The 13,675-nt window shown below is 69.5% G+C and carries 18 protein-coding genes and 1 pseudogene; 12 read left to right on the top strand and 7 right to left on the bottom strand.

Features of this window, described 5'->3' with window-relative positions; all coding sequences use genetic code 11:
• Both QZV94_RS16560 and QZV94_RS16555 read left to right on the top strand, forming a co-directional pair.
• The coding region (locus tag QZV94_RS16560) for a sensor histidine kinase KdpD (protein WP_293679137.1) at nt 1–451 on the top strand (451 nt) is incomplete at its 5' end.
• Nucleotides 448–876, top strand: a complete 429-nt coding sequence (locus QZV94_RS16555; RefSeq protein WP_293679135.1) for a response regulator — start codon at nt 448–450, stop codon at nt 874–876. The genes QZV94_RS16560 and QZV94_RS16555, both read left to right, overlap by 4 nt.
• A gap of 114 nt (nt 877–990) precedes the next feature.
• Here QZV94_RS16555 and QZV94_RS16550 read toward each other — a convergent pair whose 3' ends face one another.
• Nucleotides 991–1,848, bottom strand: coding sequence for an SMP-30/gluconolactonase/LRE family protein (locus tag QZV94_RS16550; protein ID WP_293679133.1), 858 nt, complete (start codon nt 1,846–1,848; stop codon nt 991–993).
• Nucleotides 1,849–2,019: 171 nt separating this feature from the next.
• Here QZV94_RS16550 and QZV94_RS16545 point away from each other — a divergent pair, with 171 nt between their 5' ends.
• Entirely contained in the window at nt 2,020–3,351 is a 1,332-nt protein-coding gene (locus QZV94_RS16545; RefSeq protein ID WP_293679131.1) for a lipase family protein, read from the top strand.
• A gap of 72 nt (nt 3,352–3,423) precedes the next feature.
• On the opposite strand, the gene QZV94_RS16540 is transcribed toward QZV94_RS16545, so the two are convergent.
• From QZV94_RS16540 to QZV94_RS16525, 4 genes are all read right to left on the bottom strand, one after another.
• The gene (locus QZV94_RS16540) at nt 3,424–4,665 is read right to left on the bottom strand and encodes a cation:proton antiporter (protein WP_293679129.1); all 1,242 of its coding nucleotides are present in this window, start codon (nt 4,663–4,665) and stop codon (nt 3,424–3,426) included.
• 108 nt (nt 4,666–4,773) lie between these two features.
• On the bottom strand, nt 4,774–5,625 hold the full coding sequence (locus tag QZV94_RS16535) for an SDR family NAD(P)-dependent oxidoreductase (RefSeq protein WP_293679127.1): 852 nt from the start codon (nt 5,623–5,625) through the stop codon (nt 4,774–4,776).
• Nucleotides 5,626–5,965: 340 nt separating this feature from the next.
• On the bottom strand, nt 5,966–7,060 hold the full coding sequence (locus tag QZV94_RS16530; protein WP_293679125.1) for a hypothetical protein: 1,095 nt from the start codon (nt 7,058–7,060) through the stop codon (nt 5,966–5,968).
• 151 nt (nt 7,061–7,211) lie between these two features.
• Complete coding sequence (locus QZV94_RS16525; protein ID WP_293679123.1) at nt 7,212–7,445, bottom strand: hypothetical protein; 234 nt, start codon at nt 7,443–7,445, stop codon at nt 7,212–7,214.
• A 186-nt stretch (nt 7,446–7,631) separates the two neighbouring features.
• On the opposite strand from QZV94_RS16525, the gene QZV94_RS16520 reads away from it, so the two are divergent.
• The 9 genes from QZV94_RS16520 (at nt 7,632) to QZV94_RS16480 (ending at nt 12,879) form a co-directional block, all read left to right on the top strand.
• On the top strand, nt 7,632–8,828 hold the full coding sequence (locus QZV94_RS16520) for an acyl-CoA dehydrogenase family protein (protein ID WP_293679121.1): 1,197 nt from the start codon (nt 7,632–7,634) through the stop codon (nt 8,826–8,828).
• Nucleotides 8,829–9,077: 249 nt separating this feature from the next.
• Nucleotides 9,078–9,485: a hypothetical protein gene (locus tag QZV94_RS16515; protein WP_293679119.1), complete on the top strand. Its 408-nt coding sequence runs from the start codon at nt 9,078–9,080 to the stop codon at nt 9,483–9,485.
• A gap of 9 nt (nt 9,486–9,494) precedes the next feature.
• Nucleotides 9,495–9,935 (top strand): DUF1801 domain-containing protein, encoded by a 441-nt coding sequence (locus QZV94_RS16510; RefSeq protein WP_293679117.1) that lies wholly within the window; start codon nt 9,495–9,497, stop codon nt 9,933–9,935.
• Between the two features lie 102 nt (nt 9,936–10,037).
• Nucleotides 10,038–10,556 carry a PhzA/PhzB family protein gene (locus tag QZV94_RS16505; RefSeq protein ID WP_293679115.1) on the top strand — a complete coding sequence of 173 codons (519 nt, stop codon included), beginning with the start codon at nt 10,038–10,040 and terminating at the stop codon, nt 10,554–10,556.
• The gene (locus tag QZV94_RS16500; RefSeq protein ID WP_293679139.1) at nt 10,484–10,918 is read left to right on the top strand and encodes a hypothetical protein; all 435 of its coding nucleotides are present in this window, start codon (nt 10,484–10,486) and stop codon (nt 10,916–10,918) included. Before QZV94_RS16505 ends, QZV94_RS16500 begins: the two co-directional genes overlap by 73 nt.
• A 98-nt stretch (nt 10,919–11,016) precedes the next feature.
• Complete coding sequence (locus QZV94_RS16495) at nt 11,017–11,265, top strand: hypothetical protein (RefSeq protein ID WP_293679113.1); 249 nt, start codon at nt 11,017–11,019, stop codon at nt 11,263–11,265.
• Nucleotides 11,266–11,427: 162 nt separating this feature from the next.
• Nucleotides 11,428–11,889, top strand: coding sequence for a GFA family protein (locus QZV94_RS16490; protein ID WP_293679111.1), 462 nt, complete (start codon nt 11,428–11,430; stop codon nt 11,887–11,889).
• 2 nt (nt 11,890–11,891) lie between these two features.
• Nucleotides 11,892–12,371 carry a transcription elongation factor GreA gene (greA, locus tag QZV94_RS16485; protein WP_293679109.1) on the top strand — a complete coding sequence of 160 codons (480 nt, stop codon included), beginning with the start codon at nt 11,892–11,894 and terminating at the stop codon, nt 12,369–12,371.
• Nucleotides 12,372–12,714: 343 nt separating this feature from the next.
• Complete coding sequence (locus QZV94_RS16480) at nt 12,715–12,879, top strand: hypothetical protein (RefSeq protein WP_293679107.1); 165 nt, start codon at nt 12,715–12,717, stop codon at nt 12,877–12,879.
• Nucleotides 12,880–12,919: 40 nt separating this feature from the next.
• Here QZV94_RS16480 and QZV94_RS16475 read toward each other — a convergent pair whose 3' ends face one another.
• Together QZV94_RS16475 and QZV94_RS16470 are read right to left on the bottom strand one after the other, a co-directional pair.
• The gene (locus QZV94_RS16475) at nt 12,920–13,120 is read right to left on the bottom strand and encodes a hypothetical protein (RefSeq protein WP_293679105.1); all 201 of its coding nucleotides are present in this window, start codon (nt 13,118–13,120) and stop codon (nt 12,920–12,922) included.
• A gap of 220 nt (nt 13,121–13,340) precedes the next feature.
• Nucleotides 13,341–13,675, bottom strand: a pseudogene (locus tag QZV94_RS16470) (hypothetical protein); the annotation flags it as partial.

The raw sequence follows: 13,675 nt of genomic DNA, 5'->3' as shown, positions 1-13,675 counted from the left end.
GCCTGCGGGGCCAAGCGCGGCCTGGTGCGACCCGAACCGGGTCATGCAGGTGATCCGGAATCTGCTGTCGAACGCCATCAAGTTCACTCCCGAAGGCCGGAGGGTGTTCGTGAGGCTGAGCGCCGGCGCGCTGAAGGCCGGGCAGCGGCGCGAAGACGTGTCGACCGTGGCGGCTGTCCAGCTGAGTGTGGTCGACGAGGGTGTCGGAATTCCCGCGGCGGAACTCGAGGCCGTGTTCGACAAATTTGTGCAGAGCAGCAAGACCAAGAGCGGTGCCGGCGGCACCGGTCTGGGCCTCGCGATCTGCCGGGAGATCGTCCACCAGCACGGTGGGCGACTGTGGGCCGAGAACAACCCCGAGGGCGGGGCCCGGTTCGTGATGCTGTTGCCCGTGGATCCTCTGCCGTGGACGGAATCGGCAGTCTTCGATGAAAGGAGGGAAGTCGCATGATGCCGAAGCTTGCAAAGCTGCTGGTGGTGGATGACGAGCCGGCCAACCGGGATCTGGTGCGGCACATCGTCGAGCCCCTTGGCGTTGAGGTCACGGACGCCGGCAGCGGGTCCGAGGCCGTGAGCGTGGCGAGGTCAGAACGCTTCGACATGATCCTGATGGATATCCGAATGCCGGTTGTCGATGGCCCGGCCGCCGCAAGTCTCATTCGCTCGAAGGCCGGCCTGAACGCCTCCACCCCGATCGTGGCGTTCACGGCCGATGTGGCGGGCGAAACGCCCCCGCCCTGGAGATCCATGTTCAACACCATCTTGGCGAAGCCGATCGTTACCGCCGACCTTTTCCGGCTGCTTGAGACGCGCCTGCCGCCCGAGCCATCCCGGCCGCGCGCAGACCGTCCCGATGGGCCGGGTCGCGCCGGCTAGGGAGCGAAGCGGTCGACCGCGCGTGGGGCGCTCGCAGGTCCACTTTTCAGCGCTGACTCAAAGTCCGCATATGGCGGCGCAACTCAGACCCTTTGGGTTGACCAGCAGGCGACATCAGGGGCGAAGCGGCACGCGCGCCGGGGACAACGGGAGACCTGCGACCTCGGTGCGAAGGTGGAAGATGGTTCCGCAGTTCTCCCGCGGCCCGCCATCCGAGCCCGTGACGATGTAGAGGTCCTTGAGATCGGCGCCGCCGAAGCAGAGCGAGGTCACCATCGGGAGCGGCACGGGAATATCCGTCCGGTGGCTGCCGTCGGCCTCATAGACGGCGACCCGCCCGCCGCGGGCGTCGGCGACCCAGACAGACCCGTCGGCGGCCACCTTGAGGCCGTCCGGAACATGACCGGCGCCGAGCTCCGCGAAGATCGAGGCCGGCCCGAGCGAACCGTCCGGCGAGACGTCGTAGCCGAGGACATGCCCGGCCCGCGCGTCGGAATGGTAGAGCCGCCGCCCGTCCGGCGAAAACCCGAGGCCGTTGGTCAGCAGCACGCCCTGCGAGACAGTCCGGACGCCGCCGTCCAGGTCGATCACGTGCAGACCGCCGGGCTTCGGCGCATCGTCGCTGAAGACGGTGAAGGCCAGGGAGCCCACATAGACGCGGCCCTGGCGATCGGTCGTCAGGTCGTTGAACCCGGTGGCTCCGGGGAGGTCGTCGCGCGTCAGGTAGGTGTGTGGCTCGAGGCCCGTGTCGAGGGGCGCGAAGGCGATGTCGCGACCGCCCATGACCAGCCCGCCAGCCTCATGCCGGGCCATGCCGCCGACCCCGCGCCGCTTTGGCACCACCAGCGAGACCTGCCGCTTGTCATCCAGCAGACGAACGCCCCCGTTCAGGACGTCGCTGAAATAGAGCCCCCGGCCGTCGACCCAGAGCGGCGATTCGACCAGGCCAAAGCCCGTGGCGACTTCCTGCATCCCGGTCTCCATCGTCCCCATCGCAAACGCCCACAATGTCGCGTTTCCGAACCGGCTCCAAGTTCCGCTGACGGCGCATCGCGGCCAAGTGGGCTCACGCTGAGTATGCATCGGTCGAGTTGAGCGACGCGGCGTCCGAGCGCAGGGTGCGTCGTGCATGCGGGGGGCGGGATGAAGATTCGGACGTCCGAAGCGATCGCGGGGCAGAGCGCAAGGGCCACGGCCGCGCCCGAGCCGGAGCCCGAGCTCGGTGTTGAGGCGGGGACGTGGTGGTTCGCCTTGCCGTCGTCGGGTCGGCTGGAGCCTGCCGACCTGCCGGGCTACTGGGCGGTGCGGATGCTGGAGGCGTCGGCGCGGGCCTACGATCCGCCCGACCCGTCGGACTCGCAGGTCCGGTTCTTCGACAGCGGTTCGACCCAGGCCTTCGGATGGGAGCAGGACGGCCATCTGTGCATCGCGTTTCGGGGCACCGAGCCGAAGGTCCGCGATTGGGGCGCCGACCTCCTGGCGGTGCTGCAGGGCGAGCCGCCGACACACCTGGGGTTCTCGCTCGCCTGGCGGCGCGTGCGCGAGGACGTCGTGGCGTGGATATTGAGCCAACCAGAGAGCCTGCCGCTGGTGGTGACCGGCCACTCGCTTGGCGGCGCCTTAGCGGTCCTGGCCGCCTTCGACCTGTGTTCGATGAGGGACGTGGCCGGCGTCTTCACCTACGGCGCGCCGCGGGTGGGCGCCCCGGAGTTTGCCCACGCCTACAAGAACACGCCCTGCGGGGCGGGACAGACCCTGGGGCAGGTGACGTGGCGCCTCACGCACGACGGGGATCCGGTGCCGATCGTGCCGCCGCCGCTCATCTACCGCCACGTGGGGCGCCATGTAGGTCTGGACAGGCCGAGGGCCGTGGCTCCGCTGCTGACCGGCGCGAGCCTGGCGACGGCGACCACCCCGTACCGGCCCGAACCCGAGAAGGCGGCGGCCCGGTTCGCGCGCGAGCTGGGGCCATTCCTGGAGACCAGCGTCGGGGCCCAGATCCTGGGGGTCGATCGAGAGGTCTTCGCCCGGTCGCCGATGATCGCGGTGGTGCTGAGCTTTCTGGGCTTCGCGATGCTGCTGCTCAGCGAGAACTGGTCCGGCGTCAGCGCCTTGCTGACGTCTTTCGCCGCCTCGGATTGGGTGCGGTGGCCCGCCGCGGTGCTCTCCTTCCTGATCTTCCAGCAGCTTACCTATGTGGTCCCAAGGATCCCCTGGCTGCTTCGCGCGGCGATCGGCGCGGGGCTGTTCTGGCTGGCGCTCACCTATGTGTGGCCCCTTATGGTCGGGGTGGAGGCGTGGGGGCTGACGGTGATCGTCCTGGCGCTGCTTTTGCGTCTCGTGCTGCCGGCGACGCCTAATCACATGCTGGACGGCTATGCGGCCGCCCTCGGCCCGGGCGCCTGTGCGTCGGCGTGCGAGGCGCTGGGCCTTCAGAAACCGGCCCTGCGGCCGACAGGGGGCCCCACGACGTAGGCCGCAGAGCTTGGGTTTTCCATTCGCCGGTCACAGCGCGCCGCAGGCCTGCGGGATCCAGGTCCTCAGGGCTCAGTCGCGCTGCTTCTCGCCGGTGGCGCGCTCGACGGCGAAGGCGGCGGAGAACCCGTGCAGCACCGTCGAGACCAGCACGACGAACGCCGTGATCGCCCACAGTCGATCGAGCCCGGCCAGTTCCGTGTGGCTGCCGGCATAGCTCAGATAGTAGATCGAGCCCACGCCGCGGACGCCATAGAAGGCCACCACCCACCGCTGACGTCCCGCCAACGGCGAGCCGATGAGGGCCAGCATGCCGGCCGCGGGTCGGATGACCAGGATCAGCGCCAGACCGATCAACGCGCCGGCGATATCCAGGTGCGCCAGCAAGGCCGGCATCACCGCGCCCAGGCCGATCAGCAGCATCGCGGTCAGCGCGTGCTCGATCGTCTCGGAGAAGTCGTGCAGCCGGACATGGAAGGCGTGGTCGGACTCCGACCGGCGCAGCGTCAGGCCGGAGACGAACGCGGCGATGAACCCGTACCCCTCGGCGAGTTCCGTCACGCCATAGGCCACAAAGACGCCTGCGAGAGCGAATACCCCGGCCTCGGTCTTCGCCAGCGCGTTTTCGCGGGGGAAGTCGAACAGCACCTTCCCGAGCAGCCAGCCGATCGCCGCGCCGCAGATCGCGCCCATGGAGATGCGGTAGAGGACATCGCGCAATACCCAGGTCTCCAGAAGGCCGGGCGCGAACGCCATCGCCGCCGCGAGCGCCAAGCTCAGGTGGACGAACGGGAAGGCGAGGCCGTCGTTCAGGCCGGCCTCGGTCGTCAGGGTGAAGCGGACCGGGTGCTCGCCGCCTTCGGTGGGGCGTCCGACCTGCACGTCGCCGGCCAGCACGGGATCGGTCGGCGCCAGCACGGAGCCGAGCAACAGGGCGGCGGCGAGCCCGAGGCCTGCGCCGTACCAGCCGAGGAAGGCCATGGCGGCGATGGTGACCGGCATGCCCACGGCCAGCAGTCGGATGGTCGGCGACCAGCGCCGCAGGTCGAAGAGCCGATCGATCCGGAGCCCGACGCCGAAGAGGCCGACGATCACGCAGAGTTCGCTGACGAGCTCCCAGACCTTCGGCGCCGCCGCCGGGCTCAGCGCCTGGGGCATGCCAGGAACCCAGCCGAACATCGCCCAGCCAAGCCCAATCAGCAGGGCCGAGGCGGCGGGCTCTCGCCCCGAGACGAACCTCGGCAGCCAATAGGCGAGGATGATGGCGACGCCGAGAGCGGCGAGCAGCACATGGTAGCTGGAGACTTCGAACACGGCGCGCTCCGTTGGGGGCGAACGCTTACGCGCGAGACGGCGCTCGGTTTCAACGGCGGCGACCGGAGCGGCAGAGCGGCAGAGCGGCGACGGTCGTTGCCCTAGGCGCTATCGCCGGGGCGTGCGGTCGCGGATGCGGTCGAACCCGGCCTTGATGGCGGCGAAGCGGGCGTCGATGGCGGGTTCGAATCCGGTGTCGGTGAAGATGTAGTCCCAGTCGTTCTCGATCGCCTCGCGGACCAGCTCGCCGACGTAGAGCGGGTCGATGCCGGCGTCGATCATGGCGCGCACCGCCTCGTAGCCCGGCTGCTGGTCCCAATCCTTGGGGGCCTCCGCCACGCGGTCGGAGCCGAAGCGCTCCGGCAGGTTGCGGCCGGCTTCCAGGATGCGCGTGCGGATGGCGCCGGGGCACAGCACCGAGACCCCGATGTTCCGCGGCGCCAGTTCGCGGCGCAGGCCCTCCGAGAGCGCCACGACGCCGTACTTGCTGACGCTGTAGGGATCGCTGGAGCCCGAGATGAGACCGGCGACCGAGGCGGTGGAGACGATCTGGCCGCCCTCGCCGTGGCTCTCGATCAGGGGGCCGAAGATCTCCACCCCCCAGATGACGGCGCGCAGGTTGACGTCCATCACCCAGTCCCAGCCGGCGTCGGTCCAGGCGCCATACCGCGCGCCGCCGGTGACGCCGGCGTTGTTCATCAGGATGTGGACGGCGCCGTAGCGGGCGATGGTGGCGTCGGCCGCCTTCTGCAACTCGGCCTTGATCGAGACGTCGGCGCGGACGCCGTCGACGTCGGCATTGGTCTGCTTCAGGCCGGCGACCGCGGCGTCGAGCGCATCCTGCTCAATGTCGCAGAGCATCACCTTCACGCCTGCCTGGGCGAGCGCAGTGGCGACGCCCAGGCCGATGCCGGAGCCCGCGCCGGTGACGAACGCGACCTTGCCTGCCAGATCCTTCATAGCCTGTCCTCCCGCTGATGATCGGCGCCGAGGGTCGCGGGAATGACGGCGTCTGCCAATGCTTGATCGAAACTCTTTCAGCCCACTTGGGAAGACTGGGCGAGGGCTTCGCAGCGGCGACCGAGTCCATCAGCACCGGCGGCTGGCAAAGGACCCACCGCCTGGCGCAGGGCCAGGCGGGGGCTCAGTTTGGCGTGGCCCGGGGGAAGGGAGGAAACCCGTCACCAGTAGCCGACAATCTGAATTGGCCCGCTCCACCGGGAGAGTCAACAAATTTGGAGTTGGCTCCAAACTTGGATAGATAGGAGCTCCCGCTCCAGCAACCTGGGCTGTACAGCGCCTAGTGGACGCCGCCTGGCTTACCGCCGGCGGAGGCCTTTTCGGCGGCGCGGGCGCCGGCCAGAATGCCCGGCAGGGAGTAGTTGCCCTCGTGGCAGGCGTACTCGTAGATCCCCTTGTAGGGCGAGAAGTTGTATTCGCCGCCCCAGGGGGCGTCCCAGACGTCCGGATCCTCGACGGTGAACTTGTAGTTCACCTGCTCCTTGGAGACGCGGGTGAAGCGCTCGGTGACCTTGAGGTTCTTCCAGGCGCCGAAGAAGTTGTCGCGTTCCGGCAGGTTGGTGGTCTCGACCACGAGGGTGTCGCCGTCCCACCAGCCGATGGAATCGCCCATGGCCGGGCGCAGGCCATCGGTGCGGTGCTTGTCGTTCAGCCGCACGACGCGGATCTCGTGGATCAGCTCTACGTGGATGACCACGGCCTCGGGCGTCTGCACGATCTGATAGCCGTTGTTGTAGTAGCCGTTCGACAGCATCGGCGGGCCGGCGTTGCGGCCGAAGCTGGTGATGCAGCGCTCACCGGTCGAGCGGGTCTCGTAGCTGTCGTAGACGTCGCGGCCGAAGCCCGGCGCGGGCGGCGCGCCCGGCTTGCGGGGCGGCGGCTGGCCGTTGGGCGTGGTGATGATGGCGGTCCGGTACTCCCCGCCCACCTTCATGATGTGGCTGCCGGGATCGAGCCAGAAGGTGTTGTAGCCGCCCACGTCGCCGCCGGCGAACTGGAAGTCCGGGCGCAGGCCCACGATCTTGCGCTCGTTGGACTTGTCGACGGTGGTCACCTTGTCGAGCTCGTCCTTGGGGGTCTCGGCATTGGCCTCGGAGACCGCCTCCGCCCACGTCTTCTCCTGCGCTATGGCCTCGGCCTCGGTGAGGACCGACTTGTTGGTCAGCCGCGTGTTGCGGGTGATCGGGGTCAGCGAGGCGTTGGTCCAGTAGCCCGACAGGTCCGGCTGGCCGAAGGCGGTGCGCGGAGCCTTCCAGCCCGGGGGCGACACCGACGGGTCGTAGGCTTTCGCCGCCGGCGCCTTGGCCGGCTCCGCCGCGGCCGCGCCCGCCAGGCAAAGGGCGGTTCCAAACGCGAGGGCGAGGGCGTGGCGCATGGCAGGTTCCAACTCGAGTTCTGATCGAGCGTGTATCATAGCGCAGCCGGCTCCTACGCCAATACCCGCCCGGGCGGCCGGCCCTCGGCAAGGTCCCTCCCGCCATCGCTGGCGCGATGGGGGAGGTCGGGCGGTGCGGGGAGGTCGGGCCTCAGGCGCCGGAGGGCTCCATGGCCGCGGGGGTCAGGTACCACTGGCCGGAGTGGGTCTTGAACAGCGACCTGGCGAAGCCGCCGTCAGCGCCCTGGAGCACGTAGGACCCTTGGGTGGCGTTGGCCCGGACCCAGTCCCGGGCCCAGTTCTCGGCCGTGAAGTGGTCCGGCAGATCGGCATCCGCCACTTTCTCCCGCGACCCCTCGGCGGCGCGCAGCTGGTAGTGCATCATAGGATCCTTCTCTTCCTGCCTTTCCTCTGGCGCCCGGACGCGGCCGGGCGCACCGGATGAATTAGCGGCTGCGGCGACGCTTTCAAGGGGGGTGAGGGCGGTCCCGGTTGCCGGCCGCGGAACGCCACTTTTCGCTGGCGTGACGTGGGGCCGACCGGCTCTGTTCCGGTGCATATGGAGGACCGAATGAACCTGGAGCTGAGCGATGCCGACGAGGCGTTCCGCGCGACCGTAAGGGCGTACTTCGCGACCGACTATCCGCAGGAGATCCTGCGGAAGCTGGCGAACGGGCAGACGCTCGAGAAGGCCGACATGGTGGCGTCCGAGCGGGCGATGAGCGCCAAGGGCTGGCTGGCGCCCGGATGGCCGCAGACCTATGGCGGCACGGGTTGGACGGTGGCGGAGCGGTTCATCTTCGACGAGGAGCTGGAGCGCGCGGGCGCGCCGGGCGTCTCGCCGATGGGCCTGCTATACGTGGCGCCGGTGATCTACACGTTCGGCACGGCCGAGCAGAAGGCCCGCTGGCTGCCGGATATCCTGTCGGCGCGCACCTTCTGGGCGCAGGGATATTCGGAGCCGGAGGCGGGGTCGGACCTAGCGTCGCTGCGGATGCAGGCGGTGCGGGACGGCGACGAATACGTCGTCGACGGCGTGAAGACGTGGACCAGCGACGGGCACCACGCGGACTGGATCTTCTGCCTGGTGCGCACCTCGGACGAGGGCAAGAAGCAGCAAGGGATCACCTTCCTCTGCGTGGACATGACGACCCCCGGCATCGAGGTGAAGCCAATCATCACCATCGACGGCGGCCACCACCTGAACACCGTGGTCTTCACGAACGTCCGTGTGCCGGTGGAAAACCGGATCGGCGACGAGGGGCTGGGCTGGACCTACAACAAGCACCTGCTGAGCCATGAGCGGACCTCCTACGCCCACGTGGCGGGCAAGCGCCGTCAGCTGCAGTCCCTGCGCGCTACCTCGGCCGAGACGGCGTGGGGCGATGAACTGAGCCGGGAAGGCTCGTCGCTGCGGCGGCGGACGGCGGAGACGGAGATCGAGCTGCTGAGCCTGGAGATGACGGTGTTCCGTGCGCTCGCGCCTCTGACCAACGGCGAGGCCCCCGGCGACGAGGCATCGATCCTGAAGATCCTGGCGACGGAGAACGCGCAGGCGATCAGCGAGCGGGCGCTGGAGCTGGCGGGGCCCTATGCGCCGCCGTTCTTCCCCGATCGCCATGCCGCAGATTGGCGCAGCGGCCTGGAGGACATCCCCGCCTTCGCGCCGCCGGCGGTGGCCAGCTACTTCTTCACCCGGGCCCAGACGATCTACGGCGGGGCCACCGAGATCCAGAAGAACATCATCGCCCGCCAGCTTGGGCTCTGACGGCCCGCGGTGATGCTTGTGGGCGGCGTCGCGCAACCGTAGCCGCAGTTTCCCGTTATCGGCGCAGGGAGGACGCCATGCGGGCAGCGCAACACTTCATGATGCTGGTCAGGATCATCGGGCACGTCGGCCTCGATCTCCTGCGGCCGAGCCGCGCCCAGTTCCGCATGCCGGCGCGCTGGCTGCGCGGCTGAGCGGCCGCCGGCGGAGGACTGGATTCGGCGGCATGAGCGGGCTACGGAAACGCCCATGACCCTCGCCCGGACTTGCTGTCTCGCGCTTGCCGCCCTGGCCCTGGGCGCGACTCCTGCCGCGGGGCAGGGGCGCAATCCCGACGCCGACCGTGACGGCAAGCTCACCCCGATGGAGTACCGGAACGCCTACGTGGGCGGCATGTTCGGCTGGCTGGACAAGGACAAGGACGGCGCGATCGCGCGGGCCGAATTCGCCACCCTGGAGAAGCTGGCCAAGCGGTTCCGCGGCGAGAAGGGCGTGCGTGGCGCCGCCAAGATGTGGCAGGCCGACGCCGACGCGGACGGCGCGATCTCTCGGCGTGAGATGGAGTCGCACGCCACCAGGGCGTTCAAATCCACGGACAGCAATCAGGACGGCGTCCTCGACAAGGCCGAGCTGAAGGCCGCGCAGAACGCGTCCTGAGGCGAGGAGATGGCTAAGACCTCCAAGTCCCCTCCGAAGGCGTCCGCGGCGCCGAAGCTGCTGGCCGGCGGCAATCCGCAGATCCCCAAGGGCGAGGGGGATGGTCCTGTACAGGCCTATATCGCCGCCATGCCGGGCTGGAAGCGCGACGTAGGGCTAAAGCTCGATGCGCTGATCGTGGGCGCCGCGCCGGGCGTGAAGAAGGCCGTCAAGTGGAACTCGCCGTTCTACGGCATGGAGGGGGAGGGGTGGTTCCTCAACTTCCATTGTTTCACCCGCTACGTGAAGGTGGCGTTCTTCCGCGGGACGTCGCTGACGCCGGTCCCGCCGGGGGCGTCGAAGCACCGGGAGGTGCGCTACCTCGACATCCATGAGGGCGAGGCGCTCGACGCGGCGCAGCTGGCCGACTGGGTGGCCCAGGCCAGCCGGCTGCCCGGCGAACGCATGTGAGAGGCCAGCGACGCCAGGAGCGCCCAGGGACTTGACCTGCCCGTGCGGCAAGCCGCGACCCTGGCGGCGAGCGGCGGCGCAGGGACCGCCGGGAGGAACACGATGACGCGCAAGACCATCGGCGACGCCTTTGGCGGCCAGCTCACCACGCTGGAGGAACAGCGGGCCATCTGGGCCGAGTCGCTGCACGAGGATGTCATCTGGGAGGGGCCGACCTTCGAGAAGCCGATCCAGGTGGTCGGGCGGCTCGCGACGAGCCGGTTCTTCGAGCTGCTGCTCAGCGGCGTGCCGCGGTTCTCCACGACCCTGGTGCAGGCCTATCCGACCAGCGATCCGGACACGATGATCATCGAGTCGTACGGCGGCGGCCCGACCAAGGACGGCATCAACAACGGGCGCTACACGCAGCGCTATTTCTCAATGGTCACCAACAAGGACGGCCTGGCGTTCCGGATGCGCGAGTACTGCAACCCGTTCCAGACCTACGCGGCGTTCGGCAAGGCGCACTGGGAAAAGTCGGTGGACGAGTGCATGGCGCTCAACGCGCCGTGGCCCGCGTCCCAGAAGCCCGACCCGATCACCCTGCCGCCGACGGTGAAGGCGGGCGTGGGCGTCGGCTGAAGGCCCCGCCGACCTGGTGGGGACGCGCCCAGCGGGCCGCGCTCGGCCTGCGGGCGACCACGCGCGGGACGAGAGGCGCGGGCAACTCGGTCTACGTCGTACTGCTCCACGATCCGCGACGCACCGCGGAGCCGTGGGGCGTGTACGTGGGTCAGACGTCGCGGGATCCTGACCTGCGCTTCGACCAGCACAAGGCCGGCTACAAGGCGAGCGGCGCGGCCCGGCGGTTCGGGGTGCGGTTGGCGCCCGAACTGACCCAGCACCTGAACCCCATGCGACGCTGGGAGGCGGAGGAACTGGAGGCGGCGCTGGCAGAGGCGTTGATCGCGGCCGGAGTGCCGTGGGTCGAGGGTGGACACTGAGACAGCTCCCGTAAAGTTGAACCCCCGGCGCGCCGCGTCCTCCGCTTTCCCATGCCCGGCCGCCGCCGGGCTGATATCGTGCCTATGGGAGACGGACCATGGCGCTCTACACCTTCCACCTATGCGACGAGCACGGCTTTTCGGGCTGCTTCGAGACGCGCGAGCTGCCGTATGACAGCGCGGCGTATCCGATGGCCGGCGAGTTGCTGAACCAACACCTCAGCGCGGACCACGTGGAGGTCTGGGAGGGCGAGCGCCCGGTGTTGTCGCGGCATCGCGAGGGCCCGGTGATCCGTCCGGTGAACGAGGACCGGCCGCCGGCGCGTGGGATCCAGGCCGCCAGCTAGACGCTCAGTCGACCGAAGCGAAACGCCCGCAGCCGCAAGTCCGGAACAACCCTTCGCCTCGGTGAACCGGCAACGCCTGCAACCCGACCCGCTCCGGAAAGGTTGCAGGCCGGCATAGCGGGCGCAGTAGAGTCCTGAGCGGGCGAATGCGGAGACTGACGAATGAGCGAGACAGCGAACGGGGTGCGCGAGGGCGGCTGTCGGTGCGGGCAGGTGCGGTTCCGGATCACGACGCCGGAGATGCTGACGCTGGCGTGCCATTGCCGCGGCTGCCAGCGGATGACTGGGGCGCCCTATTCGGTGACGATGATCGTGCCGGGTGGAGGGTTCGAGGTCACCGCGGGCGAGCCCGTGCTGGGCGGGCTGCACGGGGAGGTGAAGCACTACCACTGCCCGCACTGCCTGAGCTGGGTCTACACAATCCCGCCCGTACCGATGCCGATGGTCAACGTGCGCGCCACCATGCTGGACGACGTCAGCGGGTTTGCGCCCTACGCGGAGACGTACACTGACGAAATGCTGCCGTGGGCGAAGACGCCGGCGAAGCGCAGCTTCCCCCGGTTCCCGGCGGACGAGGCATGGCCGCAGCTGATCCGTGAATACATGCAGAGCGGCGGAGGCTAGCCATGGCTGTCGCCTTCACCCGCGAGGAGGACTACGAGGCCCAGGCGGCGAACCTGCCCGACCGGCCGGTGTCGGCGCACCCGAACCTGGTGACGGCTAGCGGCTTGGCGGCGATCGAGGCCGAGCTGGCGGCGGCGCGGGCGGCCTATGGTGCGGCGCAGACCGAGGGTGGAATCAGCGCCGACCGCACGGCCATGGCGCGGGCGACGCGGGACCTGCGCTACTGGGGCGCGCGACGGGCCAGCGCTCAACTGACCGAGCCGGAGGGAGCTGCGGCCACGGTGCAGTTCGGCTGCACGGTGGAGGTCGAGCGCGAGGACGGCCGGCGCCAAAGCTTCCGCATCGTCGGCGAGGACGAGGCCGACCCCAAGGCCGGCAGCGTCAGCTACGTCTCGCCGCTGGCGCGCGCGGTGCTGGGCAAGGCGGTGGGCGACGTGGTGACCGTGAACGGGGCCGAGGTGGAGGTGATGGCCGTGCGCTAGGCGGCTCTAGGTCTCCGACGGGACCCACCAAGCCGCACGAATCGCCGCGGGGTCGGGGCCCACACGGTGCGGGAGCGCCAAGGCGCGGAAAACCCAGCGGGGGAAGTGAAGGGCCCCCAAGCGGCGCTGCGCGGCGTGGAGCCGGGTGGCGATGAGGCGACTGGCGCGGGCGACGGTCAAGGAACAGCTCTCCGTTGGGTGTCGGTGGGAGAACGATCGCATCCGCCGGGGCCGCGCGCATCGGCCGGGTGGCTAGGCCGGATGGGCTAGGCCGGCTCGATTCGTCCACGACAGCGGGCCGGGAGGCGTTAGGTTGTGCGCGCGCGGACGGAGGACTGCTGGGATGGCCGACTCGAGCGACGGCGAGACCCCGATACAGAAGGCGTTGCGCCTGAAGAAGGCGGCGCAGACAGGCAAGGGCGGTCCGCCGGGCCGCGGCCGGCTGGCTGACGAGCGGGAGGCGGCGGCGCGCTCCTCATCGAAGTCGAAGCCATGGATGAAGCGCTAGCTGTCTGCAGGCTGCCGCCTTGGCCCGGCCGGACTCCTGGCTAGTGCCTCACGACCCACTGGCTAACGTAGGCGTGGGTGGCGCGGACCAGGGCCGGGGGGCCGGAGAAGTAGAACTCGCTGCCGAACATCATCTTGCGTTCGCGCCAGGTGACGGCGCCGGTGTCCTCACTCTGCAGCACAGACCTGAGCTTGGCGGTCATGCCCTTGGGGACGAAGGCGACGTAGGTGGCGTCGGACATCACATGCACTCCAACTGGGCCCCCAACCGGATCTCGGGCCGATGAGAACGTGAGTCCAGGGCCGCCGCCACCCTGGAGGGCCCGGACAGGGCGTCGCAGCGGGCAAAGCCTGTGGACGGGTTGGCTGTGGGCCTTGGTCGTGGAGGGCGGCAGCGCCGCTTGATCAACCGCGGTACACCGTGACAGCGCCTGCGGCGCGCTCAGCCTGCCAGGCCGCGGGTTAGCCGTTTGCCTTGCGGGCGCCCTTCCTTGGGCCCTTGAAGGGGGGCTTCTTGAACGGGGGCTTGTCGCGCGGAGGGCCCGCGTGAGGGCGCTGAGCGTCCAGGCGGGGCGGGCGCGGGCCGGCGGGTCGCGGGGCTTGGGGCCCGGGCGGGCTGGCGGCGTTGATTCGGCTCTCGCCGGCGTCGGCGGCGGCCTTGATGGCGGTGCGGAACCGCTCCTCGACCTCAGGACTGATCTCGAACTGGGTCTCGTTGTCGGGGATCGTGATCAGGCCGATGTCGTTCTTGGTGACATGGCCCAGCCTGCAGATCAGGGGCACCACGCGCCTGGCAC

This window comes from uncultured Phenylobacterium sp. (assembly GCF_902826855.1).
GTDB lineage: Bacteria > Pseudomonadota > Alphaproteobacteria > Caulobacterales > Caulobacteraceae > Phenylobacterium.
The sequence above is the reverse complement of the archived record's forward strand: the minus strand, read 5'-3'. Positions and strand labels throughout refer to the sequence as shown.